The following is an 18214-nucleotide window of genomic DNA, read 5'->3' on the forward strand; positions in this document are numbered from 1 at the left end:
AAGGAAATATAATTAACTTGTCAAACCAGCGCTGGGTTTGCAAGCATATAGCATAATTTGGAGGGGTTGCTTAATGAAAATTTTGTCATATTATGGACTATGTTTGATCATATTTTTAATCGTGCTGGCCGGCTGTGGACCTAAGGGTCAAGAAGGAAAAGAAACGAAGATCAATGCAATTTCGGAGAATACAAGCGTTAAGGAAGATGACAAAAAAATTAAATTAGTATACTGGGGACAGGATTCAGGAGATACGACTAAAAAAGAACTTGTCGAACAGTTTAATAAGACACACCCGAATATCGAAGTCCAATTAGAAGAGATTCCATGGAATGGCCAGCATGATAAATTAATTGCTTCATTGGCAGCGAATAGCGGTCCGGACATTTTTGACGGAAAAATGATATGGCTTCCGGAGTTTTTAGGACTGAATGTCGTTGAAGATCTAACTCCTTATTTGGACAAATGGCAAGGCAAGAACGATATGATTAAAGGAGTCATGGATATCGTAACAACAAAGGATGGAAAGGTTTATGGCCTTCCTTATGACTTGGTTTCGCAAATTTTGTATTACCGTAAAGATATTTTTCAACAAGCAGGTTTGAAACCGCCTTCATCCTATGAAGAGCTTCTGGAAACTGCAAAAAAGCTGACGGTTGATTCCAATAAAGACGGAAAAATTGATCAATACGGCTTTGGATTAAGAGGCGGACGTTTCGGACACGAAACATGGGCGACTTTCGTTCTCTCGAATATGAGTGAGCCTGCTTTTTTTGATACAAATAACAAAGCGTCCTTTATGAACGCTGATGCTGTTCAGGCGAATCAATTGTGGTTAGATATGTATTCGAAATACAAAGTTGTTCCTGATTCCTCCATCACAGACAGCTTTAATGAAATCGTCGGAAATCTGCAATCGGGCGTCACCGCAATGACTATCGGCAATATCAAGATGGCGGGCAGATTGCTTCCGATCCTTGGAAACGACAAGTTGGGCGCGGTTCCTCTTCCTCCAGGTAAAAATGGTAAACGCATCAATTTCGTCGGGGATTGGGAGTCATATTTAAATAAGGACATCGAACCGGAGAAGAAAGAAGCAGGCTTCACATTTATTGCATGGCTGAGTGAGAAGGAGCAAATCAAACAATGGAGCAAAGGCTTGCGAAGCGTTCCGATTTCGAATTCTTTAAAGAATGATCCTGAATATGCGAATGATGAATTCCAGCAGGCGGCGATGCTTTCTCTGGATAACGCAGCTATTATTCCGGTTCACCCGAAAATGGGGGAGTGGACAGAAAATATTTGGCCTCAAACGACGCAGAAAGCTTTATTGGGACAATATACGAGCCAGCAAATGATGGAACAATTAAGCAAACCATTCCAATAAATAGCGGTAGATAAGGAGTTTCACATGAGAAAAAACGGTATGCTGTTATGGAGACAAGCAACCCCTTATTTCTTGCTGTTGCCAGCCTTGATAGCCATGTTCGGGATTGTCATCTATCCGATCATTAACGCGGTGAAAATGAGCTTTACCGATTATATATTGTGGAAACCGCAGGATGTAAAATTCATCGGATTCGGAAATTATGTGCAGTTGCTGCAAGATGAAAACTTTTTAATGAGTATGAAAAATACATTTATTTGGGTGTTCTTCTGTTTACTGTTTCAATTTATTATCGGTTTTATCGTTGCTCTTGTTCTGAATCAAGATTTCAGAGGCCGGGCCTTATCGAGAACGCTCATATTGATTCCGTGGGTAACGCCAACCGTGTTGATTACGTTAATGTTCCGCTGGATGTATGACGGCAATTACGGTGTTCTCAACGATATTTTTTATAAGCTGGGTTTTATTTCGCAATATAAGGCTTTTCTGTCCTTAGCCGAAACGGCCCTGCCCGCGTTAATTGCGGTTAAGGTATGGCAAGGTATTCCTTTCTTTGCCATCATGATTCTTGCAGCTCTGCAAACCATACCTAAAGAAATGTTCGAAGCGGCACATGTCGATGGGGCTTCTAAAATCGGAACCTTCTGGACGATTACACTCCCCTATGTGCTGCCTACAATATTAATAACCACACTGCTGCGAACGATCTGGATTGCTAACGACGTCGATATCGTGTATATGATGACAGGGGGAGGACCCGGCAATAGCTCGATGATCTTATCGGTATATACGTACCAGCTTGCACAGAAATCGCTTAATTTCGGAATGGCTTCGGCGGCGGCGATCCTGATGACCCTCATGCTCGTTATTCTGGTTATGGTATTCTTGAAAAAAATCAGGCAGGCAGAGGGGAAATTCGAATGATGAACTTACCGGCGCGCATGATTCGTCCGAAACCGGAAATACGCATTAAAGAGTCTACAAGGAAATCCAACACGCAATATGTTGGAGTGGTTCTCTTTTATCTGCTCGCGTTTTTTCTGGTATCCATCGCCTTGTTTCCTTATCTATGGACATTTATAACATCGATAAAGAGTGTAAGCGAGCTGTATACCAAAACTGTGACGTATTTTCCGAAGCAAATCACATTTGAGAACTATGTTACTTTGATTCAATCAACCAATTTCTTGGGCAGCATGTGGAACAGCTTAAAGGTCGCCACCTATACGACGATCGTTAGCTTAGCTGTATCGACATTGGCGGCATATGCTTTTTCACGGTATAATTTTCCATTAAAAAATTTGCTCAGGGGCTCCTTTGTGATCATTTATATGATCCCGCCAGTGCTGATTTTAACACCATTGTTCGAAATTATGAAAAATTTGGGTATGATCGGACACACTTCATCTCTGGTCATAGCTTATGCCAGTTATACCGTACCTTACGCGGTCTGGCTCCTGATTGGATTTTTGACCGACATTCCCGTAGCGCTGGAAGAGTCGGCCATGATTGACGGTTCGTCACGAGCGGGGGCATTTTTCCGGATCATCCTGCCTTTGGCTGCTCCGGGGCTGATTGCTGCTGGAATTTATTGCTTCATCTATGCTTGGAACGAATTTATTTATGCGGCGATGTTTACTAGTAAGGTATCGCGTACGCTTCCAGTCGCTCTAAACAGTTTTGTTGGCCAGTACGTCATTCAATGGGAATTACTTACAGCTGGTGGAGTGTTGGCCGGAATGCCGGTTGCTGTTTTGTTCTCCTTCATACAGAAGAAGCTCGTTCAAGGAATGACGGCCGGAGCTGTAAAGGGATAAGGATAATGACGTCGTCCTGTAAACCGCTCTCATCTTTACAGAAAAGAAAGCACACGTCTGAACGAGTGCTTTCTTTTTTTGCTTTAGCAATGGATGCTTCCTTAGGAAGAATATGCTTCAATCTAAGCTCCACATAAGAAGGTCATAGACGGTTAAGCGCAGAAAGTATATTCATCATAATTGTGAAGATAATGAATGGAGAAACGGCAATGATTTCATTGAAAAACAAAATCGCAATCATTACAGGGGCGAGCAGATCTTCGGGGATTGGAACAGCAATATGCCGCTCGCTGGCAAGTTTAGGCGCAGATATCTTTTTTACTCATTGGCATCCGTTTGATGAGACGGAAGGGAATGGCGGGGAGAAGGAGTGGCCTGAACAGTTACGCAAGGAATTGATTAGTTTAGGTGTGAGGGCAAGTCATATGGAAGCGGATTTTGCTAATCCCGAAATGCCGTCAATTGTTATGGATCAAGTGGAAAAATCTTTAGGTGGCGCTTCTATTTTGATTAATAATGCAACTTATTGCGTTCCAACAAATTTTCGGAGCTTGAACATAAACTCGCTGGATCAGCATTATGTCGTGAACAATCGCGGGACGATTTTGCTTAGTACAGAATTCGCAAAACGATTTGAGAAAAACCATCCAAAAGCGACTCCGGGAAGAATTATATTTATGGTTTCAAAAGGGCCTGACCCGGATAACTTAGCGTATATTGCAACGAAGGGTGCTCAGATTGGTTTAATCGAGCCGCTCTCTGTAGGTTTGGCGCCGCTCCACATTACTGTAAACGGATTTGATCCAGGACCAACCGATTCAGGCTGGATGGATGAAGAGATGAAAGCAGGATTACTGCCTATGTTTCCAATGGGACGAATCGGATTGCCGGAAGATGCGGCTAGAGCGATAAGCTTTTTGGCGAGTGATGAATCCCAGTGGATTACAGGACAAGTGATAAAATCTGAAGGCGGTTTTTTAGGGAAATGATCGAGGGCAGTAAAACTTAATACGAGCAAACAAATGAACCGCGCTTATTTAAGGCGGTTTTTCTTTTGCTCCGTCATCAACAATAAGCAATAACAGAGTCTATAAATTGTATTTAAAATGTTCTTTTTATGTTCGTAAATGTGTGTTATTATAAAAACGAACAATAACAAACTTTAGCGAGGGCTTGCGATGCAAGCTTTGCGCCATAAAACATTTTAGGAGGCTTTTATCCAATGGAAGTACGCCACACAACAAACCCTACCGATGTGAAGCAATATGACACGGAACGTCTGCGCAGCGAGTTTTTGATCGAGAGCCTGTTCGAGCAGGATCAAATTAAGATGACATATACGCATTATGACCGCATGGTTGTCGGCGGAGCGGTGCCTGTGAACGAGACACTTGAGCTGGAAGATGCGGCTACGCTGAAAACCGAATATTTCTTGGAGCGCCGTGAGGTTGGCTTCTTGAACATTGGCGGACCGGCTTCTATTTCCGTTGATGGAGAAGTATACGAGCTGAATAAGCTTGACGTGCTTTATGTCGGCAAAGGAAAACGCCAAGTACTGCTGTCCAGCGTAGATAAAGCGAACCCTGCGAAGCTTTATTTCTGTTCCGCGCTTGCGCATGCTGAAATCGCTACACGCAGGATGACGATGGAGGAAGCGAATCCAACTCATCTTGGTTCGCAGGAGACTTCTAACGAACGCGTTCTTTATAAATATATCCATGCAGACGGCATTCAAAGCTGCCAGCTTATGCTGGGCGTAACAAGCTTGAAAACCGGAAGCGTATGGAACACAATGCCTTCGCATGTGCATGACCGCCGTATGGAAGCATACTTGTACTTCGACATGAATGCCGATGCCCGCGTATTCCATATGATGGGCGAACCTTCGCAGACGAGACATCTTGTCGTAGCGAATGAGCAAGCGATCATTTCGCCGCCTTGGTCGATCCATTCCGGCGTTGGAACGAGCAACTATACGTTCTGCTGGTCGATGGCCGGAGAGAACTATACATTTACAGACATGGACGCAGTACCTGCAAGCGAGCTAAAATAGAAGCATTCGCTACAGGAGGTGCACCATGCTTGCTGCTGAACGGCATCGTAAAATCATTGAAAAATTAGAGCAGCTTGGCGCGGTTAAGGTTTCCGAGCTAAGTGAGCTGTTTCAAGTTACCGAGAAGACGGTTCGCGAGGACCTCGAAAAGCTGGAAGAGAAGGGGCTGTTGAAGCGGACCCATGGCGGAGCTGTACCGGAGCAGGAAGGCGAGGATAGCCTGTATCCGCTGCATTTTCCGAACAGCAAGCATCAAAAGGAGAAGACGGCGATCGCCACGCTAGCCCTTTCATGCATTGAGCCAAACGATATTATCGCGCTGGACGCCGGCAGTACGACGCTGGAGATGGCAAAGCTTATGCCGAATATGCCCGTAACGGTGCTGACGAATGATCTGCTTATAATCCGTGAGCTAACCGTTAAGGATCAGGTAAGGCTCGTTATTCCCGGTGGCTACCGGCATAATAATTTGCTTATTGGCGCTGAATCGCAGGAGTGGATTAAACGATTGAATGTCCATAAGCTGTTTCTTTCCACGACGGGCATTCATTTGGAATACGGGCTTACGATATTTACAGAAGAATTGACGAAGCTGAAGAAGCTGTATATGGAGAACGCTAAGATGGTCTACTGTCTAGCCGATCATAGCAAATTTGACAAGGGCGCCTTAATTACGTTTGCCGGGCTTAGCGAGATCGATTGCATCATTACGGATGCAGGGATTTCTTCAGACGTGGCGGCGAAATACGAGGCGCTTGATATACGGATGATGAAGGCGGAGCTTCCGGAGAACGGGAAGCGAACGAAAGGGAGGACATGATTCGATGAGTTTGTTTGATTTGACGGGAAAAACAGCTGTCGTTACAGGTGCAGGACGCGGCCTTGGAGAAGCGATTGCGCTTGGACTTGCCCGGGCGGGCGCAGATGTGGCGCTTGTCACGAACCGTACGCCAGCCGACAAAACGGCGGATGCGGTGCGTGCGCTGGGTCGCAAGGCCATTACGATCCAAGCGGATATTGCCGACCGCACCAAGCTTGCGGGTATTATTGAGCGTACGGTTGATGAGCTGGGACGCATTGATGTACTCGTCAATAACGCGGGCATTATCCGCCGGACCCCTGCCGCAGAGCATAGCTATGAGGATTGGCAGGATGTACTGGACGTTAACTTGAATTCGGTATTTCTTCTTTCGCAGCTGGCAGGCAAGCATATGATTGAGCAAGGCTCCGGCAAAATTATTAATATCGCTTCTATGCTCTCCTATCAAGGAGGCATTAACGTTCCCGGCTATACGTCCAGCAAGCATGCGGTCGCCGGGCTTACCAAAGCGCTTGCGAGCGAGTGGGCCGGCAAGGGCTTGCAAGTAAACGCGATTGCGCCTGGCTATATGAGCACGGATAATACGGAAGCGCTTCGTGACGATCCGGTTCGCAGCACGCAAATTTTGCAGCGCATTCCAGCAGGTCGCTGGGGAACGTCTGAGGATCTGATCGGACCGGCCGTATTTTTGGCTTCCGCAGCCTCCGATTATATGAATGGCCATATTATGGCCGTTGACGGCGGTTGGTTAGTCAGGTAAATGGCGGGTTATCGACAGGGCTTTCCACTGCGCGGCTTAGGATGCGCTTCGCAACATGATGCTGACTTCTTACCGAGTACGAGAGCAGCGCGCTGCTTTAACGACAGTTTAAGCTAAAATAGGAATTCAAGAAGCCCGTGCCTCCATAGGAGCGCGCGGGCTTCTTAGCTTTTTACCGGTTCTATGTATGTGATTTGTGCCTAGTCGGTTTATACTCTGAAGGCGGACCAGTGCGCCGGGTATGTGAGTGACGGAGGCAGCTTTGTGTCGGCATCACCCTTAGCTGAGTTAATCTGGGCTTGAGTGAGAAAAATACTTTCGGTGAGGTTGGCGCCTCTGAGATCAGTATCCCGGAGATCAGCCCCGATGAGGTCAGCCGCTCTCAGGTCAGCGCCTCTTAAGTCAGCGGCAATTAGGCAGGCCCCTCTCAAATTGGCGCCTTTAAGGTCAGCGCCTCTCAGTTTGGCACCGATAAGGTCGGCACCCCGGCCATAGGTCTTCCGGCGGCCTGAGGCTCCCTTCTGCGAGCGAAGGGCTTTGGCCCGCACGAGCTCGCTGGTCCGCAGGAGCAGCGCATTGACATCTGCTCGGTGTGCGGCTGCGTCCAGTTCCATAATGGAGTCGGGATCTAGGTAAGTAAGGCGTTCCGTCTCTTTGAGCGCTAAGCTGAGCGCATCATGGATCGGACGTGCAGGTTGAAGAGTCAGCGCTTCGGTCAAATACCAGAGGAGCTCATGCAGATGCCGCATGACCTTGAACACCTCAAACATTTGATTCGCGGATGCCGGGACCTGCTGCCAGTCGTGTCCGCCGAAGGTAATCCGGGAAACCTTTTGCCCCGCGCCGAAGCAGTCATATACAGTACAGCCTCGAAAGCCCCGCTGCCTGAGGCTGTTATGAACGCCGCATCGGAAGTCCGATTGCAGGTTTTGGCAGGGCTGCCCGGCGTCTTTGTCAGTTGCGAAGTCTGCCGAAGCCGCATAGGGCAGCGCGACACAACACAAACCGAAGCAGCTCTCGCAGTCAGCTTGAAGAGTGAGGCGATTGCTTTCGGGGAATGGTTCAGCATATTCGGGATTCTCAGACATTGTGTGGCTCCTTTTCGCTTAATCGTATTTCGATGCTTGCATTTCCATATCTAAAGAAAAATCTGTGGCAGGACAACATGTGTTTTCCATATAGAAATGGTTTTTACAGTTCTTATATGTTATTACTGAATATTTTCTGCGTCAATCCTTATTCGCAGCTGGAGAGATTTCGGGGAAGACGCACTCCGCGGCAAGTAAAAATGCATCGGGCAACGAACAGGATAGCGTAATATTTTGGTTGCAGTTATAATGTTCGATGACGGGCATTTAACGGCTTCAATTCATCGGATGTTTACAAATGTATGTCGAAATATTCGGAAGAGTGAGGCGAGATGTGTGAAGGAGACTGAAAAAATTTATAACACTGCGGTAGAGGCAACTTTGGAGGTTATTGGAGGGAAATGGAAAACGGTTATTCTTTTTCATTTAACGTTCGGCAAAAAGCGTAACAATGAATTTAGAAACCTTATACCCGCCATTACTCAAAAAATGTTGACTCAGCAGCTTCGGGAGCTTGAAGAGGAAGGCGTCATCCTGCGCACTGCTTACAATCAGGTGCCGCCAAAAGTCGAGTATGAGCTGACAGACTACGGCTGGAGTTTAAAGGAGATCCTGCATCTGATGTGCAGGTGGGGAGATTCGCATATAGAGCGTAAGTACGAGGGGAAGGCTGCCGTTCTGGCCAATCCACCGCTTGATGCCGTCAATAATAGTTAAGAAGCCGACCTTATTCTGCAGGCCGGCTTTTTTTATGACAGATCTTTTACGGTATGACTTTGCGCCTTCGGAAGTCGTCGAAGATGTTCATGAACATCGCTTCCGTATCGATGAATTCGTGAAAGCCTAAGCGGCGGGCCTTCGTTCCGTCGGCGAAGAAATCGTAATCCCATGAGAACACGAAATCGCCAAATCGCCATGAGGATACCTCTTTATAGGAATGCCGGGCAAGCCCATGCTTCTCGGCCATCTTGTCCCATAACGGCTCCTTGTCCGACATAACAATGTCCAATGACATCTGCAGCGGAGGCGCTGTCTCTAAGCCGAAGTAGTGAGCAATCTTTGGCCATAATTCATTCCAGCGGAACAAATCGCCGTTCGTAATGTTGAATGCCTGATTGGCGCAGCGCTCATCTGTCGCCGCCCATACGGTTGCTTTTGCAAGAAGCCCGGCATCTGTCATCTCCAAGAGACTGTTGTAAGCTCCGGGCTTTCCCGGAAACCGGAGCGGAAGTCCAAGCTCCTTCGAAATGGAAGCGTAGACCGCAATAACCATGGCGAGGTTCATCGGATTTCCAAGCGAGAAGCCGCAGACTACAGAAGGACGGAGCGCCGACCAAGTCCAAGTCTTGCCGCTTTGTCTTTGTTCTAAGTATTGCTGCTGATCAATATTGAACTCGGGCGGCATATGGTTAGCGTCTGACTCGCGGGCCGGCGTCTTGAAGGGTCCGAGATGCGCGCCGTATACTTTGTATCCCTGCATTAAGCTGACATGCTTCAAGCCCGATGCGATTGGTTCGATAGCTTCTACGACGTTCACTAGCATGGCGAGATTAGGTTGAACGAGTTCGGCCCAAGTTGGACGGTCCTGGTAGGCGGCATAGAAAATATGTGTAACCTCGGTTAAACCGCTTAGCTTTTCACGGGTTTCGTCTGCATGGAGCAGATCTGCAGCAATATACCGGACACGGCCGCTAGACTCACCGCCTCGGCGCGATATGCCGATTACGTCCCAATCAGGGAGAGTGATGAGGTAATCGATAAGGTTGCTCCCAATAACACCATTTGCGCCTACGACTAAGGCGACTTTGCGATTTTTTGGAGATTCAGTATTCATTGCGAATCAGCTCCTTCTGCACTGTGCTTTGTTCAGACTTATATTGCCTCAACAAATAGGAGCTGTGAAGTACGCACTTTGAAGTGACGTAAGCACTTTAAAGTAATTAAGCAGTAATATCGAAGGATTTATGTGGGGAAGAATAACTCGCAGGGGAAAGCTGCTCTGGAGGTAATACGCTAACCCGGCTTCCGAAATACAGCTCTCGCGAGCCTTTACCGGGATGCAGAGACGCTAACAGTAAGACAGCCCAGAACGTGGAACCTGTTCTGGACTGTCTATTTTTGTTATGAAGACCGTTAATCCAAAGAGACGTAAGAGACAGCACGTTGACGCAAAACAGATTCTTCAAGATCGCTTTTGAACGGTGACGAATCGGACGCATGTGCCAGGACATGATTGACGGCTGTGGCGAATAGGTTGAGTATGCGTCCGTCCCGATCCGTCTTGTCATACTGAAAATGGTTTAGAGGCGGGAGAGGGACGCTGCCGATAAAGCTTTGAAGCAGGTCGCTCCATCGTTCCAAGTCAATCGCATCTTCGTTATCGCAGGCGAATAGCTCGCTCCAGCCGAATCCCAGATTGCTTGTTAAACGTAGACATATACGATGGCCTGCCGAGTCGACGGCGATAGCTGGAATGACGAATAGTTCGATTCGTGTGACGGATAAATAGGGGGATTGTTCGGTGATGAAATAATGCTGGTTTTCACAATTTGTCAACATAAAAAAATCTCTCCTTTGTTCGCTTACGAGGTTAGCTGCCGGATTCGGGCTAGAGAGAATGCCCTACCAGGGTTACAAATCCCTGGATTCACCCCTTGCGAAACGTTATCGAACGTACGCGTTGGTTCCCCCGTTTTTTCATTCGAAAAATTCAGCGTTAATAGTGTACTCTTTATTATAACCCCCAATCGCTTCGCTGTAAATCTTATGAAAAATTCAGAGATAATGGCTGGCGGGCATTCATGACTGCCGAGAGCTTAAAAAAGGGATGATCGACAAGTACCTCTTGTCAGATCATCCCTTTGTTCGAAACGGCCCGGTCAGTCTTCTGTAATTGGCTCAACCTCTACCCAGTCCTGCGACCAGTTCTGTATTTCCCGGATGACCGGCTCGAGTGCGCGGCCCTTCTCCGTTAATGAATACTCTATGCGAACAGGTATTTCGGGGTAAACATGCCTGTCGACAATACCTTCATTTTCTAAATCCTTAAATCTCTCCGACAGCAGTCTGCCGCTGATGGGGAGCGCGGACTGTACGGCGCAGAATCGCTGCGGGCCGGACAAAAGCTGATTTATGATTAGGCCGGTCCAACGCCTGCTGATGATGTCCATTCCCTTCTGGAAACGGGGACATAGGTTAGATTGATCCATGCGTATCACCTCTTTTTACTTCTATTAAGTATAACCTCAATATCTTATTTATACAAGCAAACCTGAATATTGTTAATTACTTGACTATCCTTAGTTATAAAATTATAATTAGTTACAAATAGTAAGTGATTTGAAGGAGGCACAACAATGAAGCCCTTATTTCTAGCACACGGATCACCGATGCTCGCCGTCGAGCAAAATGAATATAGCAGGTTTCTTGAGCAAACAGGAGCGGGCTTGAATCCGGATGCCATCGTTATCTTCACCGCGCATTGGGAGACCGAGGTAGTTACGATCTCGTCCAAGGATGATGAATACGAGACGATTTACGATTTTTACGGCTTCCCCGATGAGCTGTACAAGGTTAAGTATCCAGCGAAAGGATCTACTAAGGCAGCTGCACTTGTCGGCCAATTGCTGAAGGATAGCGGCATACCGGCAGCCTATGATACGAATCGCGGACTCGATCACGGCTCATGGACGATGCTGAAGCATATGTTTCCGAAGGCGGACATCCCGGTCGTGCAAGTTTCCGTTAATCCTTACCGCTCCGCAGAGGAGCAGTACCGGATTGGCGAAGCGCTGCGCAGCCTTAGCTCGCAAAATATTTTGCTGATCGGCAGCGGCGTAACCGTCCATAATCTGAGGGTGGTGAAATGGGGACAGCAGGAGCCGGAGAGCTGGGCAGTCGAATTTGATGAGTGGCTAATCGAAAAAATGAATAAGCAGGATTTAAATTCTCTATTTCAGTATGAACAGCTTGCTCCGCATGCTAAAATGGCTGTACCCCGCGCAGAGCACTTTGTTCCTTTATATATCGCGCTTGGAAGCGGCCATGCGGAAGCGACGCCGGAGGTTATTTATCGAAGCTACCAATTCGGCACACTGAGCTACTTATCCATGCAATTTTAATTTTATATACAGTTAGAGAAGGTGAATAAGCATGATCAAACCAAATATCGCAGCCATTATTAAGGATAAATTAAAACGTACGCAAAGCGGAAGCCACGATATTTATGTCATTGGGCCGGTTAAGCTTCCTGTAGAGTTAGACGGCGAAACGAAGGTGTTTCATTGGTATAGCTGGCTTCGCAAGGAGGCAGGCGAGGAGAAGTCTCCCGAGCAGCTGGTTGAAGATTTGAACCGCTTCTCCTATGCCGATCTTCAGCAATCAAGCGTTCTCGTATATGGCGATTTCGAAAATAATGAAGATGCGCTCATTCGGATGCACAGCATCTGCCATACGGGAGATATATTCGGGAGCGCAAGATGCGATTGCGGCTTCCAGCTGAAGCAATCGATGCGGATTATTACCGAGCACGGCTCGGGAGCACTATTTTATTTGGCGAACCATGAGGGTCGGGGAATCGGGTTGTTCAGCAAAGCGATCGCTTATTTGCTGCAGGAGGACGGCCTTGATACGGTTGACGCGAATACGGAACTGGGCTTTGCGGATGATGCGCGCGATTACAGCGATGCCATCGCCGTGCTTAAGCTGCTGCGCGTTTTGCCGGTGTCGATCATTACGAATAATCCGCGTAAAGTGGACGCGCTGCGCAAATCGGGTATGAACGTTGCCGGAAGAGTGCCGTTATGGGGCAACTCCTCCGTCTATAACGAGAAATATATTCAAACGAAAAGGAACCGGTCAGGTCATTTTGGAGAAGAGCCGCATACACTCGTTCAATAAAGCCGCGGCAGCAATATAAACAGCGGAAACCGTTTCTTGCGTGAATGCGCAGCGACGGTTTTTTTTGTCATAACGAAGCTCTGCTTACGTATTGTCTGCATATTTATCCGACCGCAATCCATTAGTAAGTAAAGGATGGATGATCGGTGCAAATCATTGGTTATAATAAACGACGAATCGAGAACCGTCCGAAGACACGAAAAAGCATCTAAATCAGCTATAAAACGACAAAATTATTTTGCGTTCCTCTTCTTTTTCAAGTATGATGAGAAAAAATGAACTCATGTTCACATTAAAGGAGTTACAACGCATGCAATCAAAAACGAGCCATTGTAAAATTGTTGACTGCACGATCCGCGATGGCGGACTCGTAAATAATTGGGATTTCAGTGTCGAATTCGTTCAGCATTTGTACCAAAGCTTGAACGAAGCCGGCGTCGATTATATGGAAATCGGCTACAAAAACTCGCCAAAGCTGCTTAAAGGCGCTGACAGTGCAGGCCCTTGGCGTTTCCTGAACGATGATTTCTTGAAAAAAGTCATTCCGAACAAAGGCAATACGAAGCTATCCGCGCTTGTTGATATCGGCCGCGTCGATGAGAACGATATTTTGCCGCGAAGCGAGAGCCTTCTAGACTTGATCCGCGTTGCTTGCTACATCCAAGACGTAGACAAAGCGCTGGAACTCGTTAAAGTATTCCACGATCGTGGCTACGAGACGACGCTGAACATTATGGCTCTTTCGAACGTTATGGAAAACCAGCTTATCGAAGCATTCGAGCTAATCAACGAAAGCGTAGTTGACGTCGTATACATCGTTGACTCCTACGGCAGCTTGAAGCCAAGCGACGTAAGCTACCTTGTTGATAAATTCCGTCGCCACCTGCCGAACAAACGCCTTGGCGTTCACGCGCACAACAACCTGCAGCTTGCTTTCGCCAACACATTGCTTGCGGCAGAAAACGGCGTTGAGCTGCTTGATGCTTCTGTTTACGGTATGGGCCGCGCTGCCGGCAACTGCAACACGGAGCTGCTTGTATCTGAGCTGAAAAATTCGAAATACAGCATCCGTCCTGTTCTCGACATGATCGAGAAATTCATGATTCCGCTTCGCGAGAGGGAAGAATGGGGCTACATCATCCCTTACATGATTACAGGCATCCTGGACGAGCACCCTCGCTCCGCGATGGCGCTGCGCGATTCCGCGGACAAAGATAAAGGCGTGGAGTTCTACGACCGCCTTACAACACCTGAGATCGCTCACAGCAAATAATAATAATATCAAAAAGCAGCTCCGATAAGTCGTGAAAATGACTTGTCGGGGCTGCTTTTTCTTTTGCCGTGGTCTATTGCTCAAGCAGCTCGCCATCGCCGCGAACGGCGGCCGCTTGATGCGGCTCGTTTGGGTGGAAATATCCTTTTCCGCGAAAGGTTTGGCCGCTGCTTGCGATCGCAATAAGCTCAATCCCAATATCCTCGCTTTTGCCAAACCATGCGAGAAGCTCCCGGTCGCCTACGCCGTTTATATCGACGTACCATAGGCGATCTCCATATTCGGTGACTCGGACGAGCTCGGCGGATGTGAAGGATAGCTGTATCGTCTTCTGCTGATAGGTCATTTCAAAAGCGATAATTTCGAATGTTTCCAAGGGTGAAGTCCTCCTGTATACAAAGCTTAATGCAGCCGATCTTAGGACTCGCCGCATGTCTGTAAACGATTGTAATGGTACTGGCCTATTTATGCAACATTCGCCATCCAATAATCGTCAGATTAGGAAATACAAAGATTGGGGCTGAAAGGATGAAGGTGGGTCATTCGTTCAAAAGGGCAACGAAACAAAGAAAAGGCCGGGGCTGGCTTGCAGCCGCTTGTCTTGCGATGCTGCTGACGCTAAGCGCGTGCTCTTCTTCAGAGAACGAGGCGTCGAACAGCGGAAACCGGGATGCTGCAGACAGAGGGGACTCGACTAGCGAAGCGGCGGAGAATAAAGAAATAACAAGCCCGGGCAGCGATGATCGTGCTTCTATAAGTGAGGAGCCAGTTAAAGAGAAGGCAGGAGGCAAACGCGGCTATCAAAATCCGGATAAGGACGTACAGGCGGGACAATTGACGGCCGGCGAATGGGATGATCTTGCGGCATGGGAGCGGTTTGGCAACTTGCTGAATACACAAGAGGGCGATAGCAGCAAGCGGGCCTGGCAGTTTTGGAATTTTCACAGATTGGAGGTTGTCGTAACGGCAAACGGGAAAGCGGTGTCCGATGCGAGCGTTGAGCTGTATGCCGGCAAGCACCCGATTTGGAAGGCGCGCACAAACACGGAGGGAAGAGCATTCGTCTATGCGGGGCTATTTGAGAGGGATACGGCAAATTTAGGCCGGTATACGGTTAAAGTACAGTCGGCTCAGGAAAGCAAAACGACACAGCAGCTGGAAATTCCGCAGCAGGGCAGCATTAAGGTTGATTTGGGCAATGGCGCTAAGCTTTCGGACCAGGTAGACATCATGTTTGTCGTCGATACGACCGGCTCCATGGAGGATGAGCTGAACTATTTGGAGGCGGAACTTAAGGATGTTGTAAACCGCGTGTCCGATGAGCATGCGAATCAGCTTGGCATCCGCATCAGCGCAAACTTTTACCGCGATAAGCATGATGATTACATCGTAAAGCCGTATCCGTTTACGGCGGATATCAATAAAGTGACCGATCAGTTCAGCAAGCAAGAGGCGGAGGGGGGAGGCGATTTCCCGGAGGCTGTCGATCAAGCGCTGCGCGATGCTATTCATGAGCATAAGTGGAGCAAGGAAGCGCGCGCGCGGCTGCTGTTCCTCGTCCTGGATGCGCCGCCGCATGATGATAAGCAAATTATTGACGAGATGAAGCAGCTCACGGAGGATGCGGCGGAGCAGGGGATACGGATTATTCCGGTTGCTTCGAGCGGCGTCAGCGTGGAAACGGAATATTTGATGCGTTTTATGGCGATAGCGACAGGCGGCACCTATTTATTCCTGACCGACGATAGCGGCATCGGGAGCGACCACTTAGAACCGGCTGTTGGCGGGTATGAGGTTAAGCTGCTAAATGATTTGCTCGTTGAGGTCATCAATCGTTACGTGCAGGAGTAGACCGGTCAATTATGAAAGGGCAATCCCCCTGCAGCAGAAGCTGCTGGAAGAATTGCCCTTTTATTTCAACTTTATAGCAAGTCATGGCCTTTGCCGCCAATAACGGCATCAGCCGTCTGTGTTTGTCAATAAAGCTTGCCTTGACGGTACAGCACAGTAGATAGCTTCATAACCGCGTGATTATAACAATTACGGCGAAGCGGGAACGGATCTTCGAAGAAAGCTGGAAGGATGCTGTTTAACGTTTTTTGCATTTTATCATAAAGCATCTTATATACCTGATCCTCGCTGAAAAATTGCGTTTCCCGTCCTTGCAGCCATTCGAAATAGGAGACGATTACTCCGCCTGCGTTCGCTAATATATCGGGTATGATGATCGTACCCTTAGCGGTCAGCACATCGTCCGCCTCGCCGGTGACAGGTGCGTTGGCGCCTTCGACAATGATGCGGGCTAATACCCGCCCGGCATTGTCTTGACGGATTTGCTCCTCAAGCGCGGCAAGGATCAGCACATCGACATCCAAATATAAGACGTCCTCGCGGCCGAGAATTTGCGCCTTCAGATCGAGCGCGGATAGAGCCGCTTCGTCAGAGGGCAAATCCCCCTGATGATGAGCGGCATATTCGAGCAAGGCCGGGACCGATAGGCCGTCCGGATTGTAGAGCGTCACGTTCCGGTCGCTTACGGCGACCACTTTATTTTGTAAATAAGTGCATTTATAAGCTTCCATCGCAGTGACTGAGCCTACGTTGCCGAAGCCTTGCACCGCGATCGACAGCGGCTTGCCCGCATGTGCCTGCGCCGTTTGTACAAATGGATTCGTGCTGCCTGCAAGCCGGCTGCTTTGCGCTTTAAAGAAATCATGCAGCATATAGCGGAAGGTGAAATAGACACCCTTGCCGGTTGCTTCCCTGCGGCCGAGCGAACCGCCATTGATGACGCTTTTGCCTGTGAAGCTGCCAAGGTAAGGCTGGCCGGGATGAATGCTCTTATATTCCGCCATCATCCAGTCCATCTCGCGTTCGCCGGTTCCCATATCGGGAGCGGGAATATCCTTGTCCGGCCCGAGCACATCGCTGAAGTATTGCACATATTTTTTGCAAATGAGGTAGAGCTCTTTCACAGAATAGGAGCGCGGGTTAATGACGACTCCGCCTTTGCCGCCGCCAAATGGGACTTCGTGCAGGGCGTTTTTGAGTGTCATTAGCGCTGCAAGATTCGTTACTTCGTCCTCGCTAACCGATTCATGGAAACGGATGCCGCCCTTATAAGGTCCCAGCGTATCGTTGTGCTGGATACGATAGGCCGGGATACGAACGACGCTGCCGTTATCGACCGTTATACGCAAAAAGGCTTTATGTACTTTGTTAGGCGTGGATAAAATAGCGGCAAGCGAAAGAAAGGCTTGCTCGCGTGCCTGGTTTTGCAAATTTGGCAAAAAAGCGGGGTCACCCATTAAAGCATTTAAGGATTGCTGTACGATAGCTCCTGTTTGGCTCGCCATAACTAAACGACCTCCTTAGTGTCTTGAAATGAGAGGATTTCAACGCGAAACGTTATTGCCGGATTGCAAATGCGCGAAACGCTTGCAATAGAACCTAACTGTAACTGTAACATATTGGAACGTGTAATCCCAAATAACAATGTTTAAGGAGGGATCGACAATGAAATTAGGGATTTTGCAATATGGTCTTATAATTCTAGTACTTCTTATATCGGGTTGCACAGACAACAGTGTTACGAATTCAGACCATATAAGCACTTCCCATGGAACAATTGTTTATAAAGGTGTAATGAACGAAAAATTTAGATTTTTACTAATTCCTAAAACAGAAGGAATTGCCTACAAAAAAATGTCCTTGAAAGAATTAGAAAGCTTGGCAAGATCACAAAATGATTCATCTTGGTACACCTTGTCAGAGGAAATGTACAACAAACTAAACATTGGCCAGAACGTTGAGGTGAAGTGGGATTCATCCCATCAGTTCGAATCCAATCCTCCGATCCGATCTATGAAAGACATTAAAGTTATTTCCAACTAATCTGAACAAGTACATGAAATAAAGGGAGAGACAATAATAGGATTGTTGCTGCGTCGATAAGAGCGCAACTAGCACAAACTGGAACATCACATCTTACGACGTTAACGACAGCAAATAAACAAAAACCAGTCGAACACCTTCATCCGGTGTTATGACTGGTTTTCATTTTATAGTATCGAAGGATAAATACAATTAAGATCACATCTATTGCAAAAAACCTATG

19 protein-coding genes and 1 riboswitch are annotated in these 18214 nt (G+C 47.7%); of the genes, 13 read left to right on the forward strand and 6 right to left on the reverse strand.

The genetic code is table 11. From position 1 onward, the window contains the following. The first annotated feature begins 73 nt into the window (after positions 1-73). The 7 genes from AC0YNZ_RS10750 (at position 74) to kduD (ending at position 6837) form a co-directional block, all read left to right on the forward strand. Entirely contained in the window at positions 74-1387 is a 1314-nt protein-coding gene (locus AC0YNZ_RS10750; RefSeq protein ID WP_475826599.1) for an ABC transporter substrate-binding protein, read from the forward strand. 24 nt (positions 1388-1411) lie between these two features. After that, the gene (locus tag AC0YNZ_RS10755) at positions 1412-2311 is read left to right on the forward strand and encodes a carbohydrate ABC transporter permease (RefSeq protein ID WP_475826600.1); all 900 of its coding nucleotides are present in this window, start codon (positions 1412-1414) and stop codon (positions 2309-2311) included. Continuing rightward, positions 2308-3204, forward strand: coding sequence for a carbohydrate ABC transporter permease (locus AC0YNZ_RS10760; protein WP_475826601.1), 897 nt, complete (start codon positions 2308-2310; stop codon positions 3202-3204). The genes AC0YNZ_RS10755 and AC0YNZ_RS10760 overlap by 4 nt, the downstream gene beginning before the upstream one ends. Before the next feature lie 209 nt (positions 3205-3413). After that, positions 3414-4193 (forward strand): SDR family oxidoreductase, encoded by a 780-nt coding sequence (locus tag AC0YNZ_RS10765; protein ID WP_475826602.1) that lies wholly within the window; start codon positions 3414-3416, stop codon positions 4191-4193. Positions 4194-4426: 233 nt separating this feature from the next. Next, positions 4427-5257, forward strand: coding sequence for a 5-dehydro-4-deoxy-D-glucuronate isomerase (kduI, locus tag AC0YNZ_RS10770; protein WP_110772288.1), 831 nt, complete (start codon positions 4427-4429; stop codon positions 5255-5257). Between the two features lie 25 nt (positions 5258-5282). Then, positions 5283-6077 (forward strand): DeoR/GlpR family DNA-binding transcription regulator, encoded by a 795-nt coding sequence (locus AC0YNZ_RS10775; protein ID WP_475826603.1) that lies wholly within the window; start codon positions 5283-5285, stop codon positions 6075-6077. A gap of 4 nt (positions 6078-6081) precedes the next feature. After that, positions 6082-6837: a 2-dehydro-3-deoxy-D-gluconate 5-dehydrogenase KduD gene (gene kduD, locus AC0YNZ_RS10780; RefSeq protein ID WP_475826604.1), complete on the forward strand. Its 756-nt coding sequence runs from the start codon at positions 6082-6084 to the stop codon at positions 6835-6837. Positions 6838-7046: 209 nt separating this feature from the next. Here kduD and AC0YNZ_RS10785 read toward each other — a convergent pair whose 3' ends face one another. Continuing rightward, positions 7047-7925: a pentapeptide repeat-containing protein gene (locus AC0YNZ_RS10785; RefSeq protein WP_475826605.1), complete on the reverse strand. Its 879-nt coding sequence runs from the start codon at positions 7923-7925 to the stop codon at positions 7047-7049. Between the two features lie 336 nt (positions 7926-8261). Between AC0YNZ_RS10785 and AC0YNZ_RS10790 the strand changes: the two genes are divergently transcribed. Further along, complete coding sequence (locus AC0YNZ_RS10790) at positions 8262-8642, forward strand: winged helix-turn-helix transcriptional regulator (RefSeq protein WP_475826606.1); 381 nt, start codon at positions 8262-8264, stop codon at positions 8640-8642. Between the two features lie 46 nt (positions 8643-8688). On the opposite strand, the gene AC0YNZ_RS10795 is transcribed toward AC0YNZ_RS10790, so the two are convergent. The 3 genes from AC0YNZ_RS10795 to AC0YNZ_RS10805 all read right to left on the reverse strand — a co-directional run bounded on the left by AC0YNZ_RS10795 (position 8689) and on the right by AC0YNZ_RS10805 (position 11134). Then, positions 8689-9759 carry an SDR family oxidoreductase gene (locus tag AC0YNZ_RS10795; protein ID WP_475826607.1) on the reverse strand — a complete coding sequence of 357 codons (1071 nt, stop codon included), beginning with the start codon at positions 9757-9759 and terminating at the stop codon, positions 8689-8691. Positions 9760-10058: 299 nt separating this feature from the next. Beyond that, the gene (locus AC0YNZ_RS10800) at positions 10059-10484 is read right to left on the reverse strand and encodes a hypothetical protein (RefSeq protein ID WP_475826608.1); all 426 of its coding nucleotides are present in this window, start codon (positions 10482-10484) and stop codon (positions 10059-10061) included. 5 nt (positions 10485-10489) lie between these two features. Then, a riboswitch (cyclic di-AMP (ydaO/yuaA leader) is annotated at positions 10490-10651 on the reverse strand. A gap of 153 nt (positions 10652-10804) precedes the next feature. Beyond that, positions 10805-11134 carry a winged helix-turn-helix transcriptional regulator gene (locus tag AC0YNZ_RS10805; protein WP_475826609.1) on the reverse strand — a complete coding sequence of 110 codons (330 nt, stop codon included), beginning with the start codon at positions 11132-11134 and terminating at the stop codon, positions 10805-10807. Positions 11135-11281: 147 nt separating this feature from the next. Here AC0YNZ_RS10805 and AC0YNZ_RS10810 point away from each other — a divergent pair, with 147 nt between their 5' ends. The 3 genes from AC0YNZ_RS10810 to AC0YNZ_RS10820 all read left to right on the forward strand — a co-directional run bounded on the left by AC0YNZ_RS10810 (position 11282) and on the right by AC0YNZ_RS10820 (position 14097). Beyond that, a complete protein-coding gene (locus AC0YNZ_RS10810; protein WP_475826610.1) occupies positions 11282-12046 on the forward strand; it encodes a DODA-type extradiol aromatic ring-opening family dioxygenase in 765 nt (254 codons plus the stop codon). A gap of 31 nt (positions 12047-12077) precedes the next feature. Further along, complete coding sequence (locus AC0YNZ_RS10815; protein ID WP_475826611.1) at positions 12078-12824, forward strand: GTP cyclohydrolase II; 747 nt, start codon at positions 12078-12080, stop codon at positions 12822-12824. A gap of 310 nt (positions 12825-13134) precedes the next feature. Beyond that, a complete protein-coding gene (locus AC0YNZ_RS10820) occupies positions 13135-14097 on the forward strand; it encodes an aldolase catalytic domain-containing protein (protein ID WP_475826612.1) in 963 nt (320 codons plus the stop codon). A 73-nt stretch (positions 14098-14170) separates the two neighbouring features. Here the strand turns inward: AC0YNZ_RS10820 and AC0YNZ_RS10825 are convergent, their stop codons facing one another. Next, positions 14171-14473 (reverse strand): hypothetical protein, encoded by a 303-nt coding sequence (locus tag AC0YNZ_RS10825; RefSeq protein ID WP_475826613.1) that lies wholly within the window; start codon positions 14471-14473, stop codon positions 14171-14173. A 152-nt stretch (positions 14474-14625) separates the two neighbouring features. Between AC0YNZ_RS10825 and AC0YNZ_RS10830 the strand changes: the two genes are divergently transcribed. Then, a complete protein-coding gene (locus AC0YNZ_RS10830) occupies positions 14626-15948 on the forward strand; it encodes a vWA domain-containing protein (protein WP_475826614.1) in 1323 nt (440 codons plus the stop codon). A gap of 125 nt (positions 15949-16073) precedes the next feature. On the opposite strand, the gene AC0YNZ_RS10835 is transcribed toward AC0YNZ_RS10830, so the two are convergent. Then, entirely contained in the window at positions 16074-17453 is a 1380-nt protein-coding gene (locus tag AC0YNZ_RS10835; protein ID WP_475826615.1) for a Glu/Leu/Phe/Val family dehydrogenase, read from the reverse strand. Positions 17454-17613: 160 nt separating this feature from the next. Between AC0YNZ_RS10835 and AC0YNZ_RS10840 the strand changes: the two genes are divergently transcribed. After that, a complete protein-coding gene (locus AC0YNZ_RS10840) occupies positions 17614-17991 on the forward strand; it encodes a DUF3221 domain-containing protein (protein WP_475826616.1) in 378 nt (125 codons plus the stop codon). Positions 17992-18214 lie beyond the last annotated feature (223 nt).

It is taken from the genome of Paenibacillus sp. J2L1-98, from assembly GCF_056269405.1.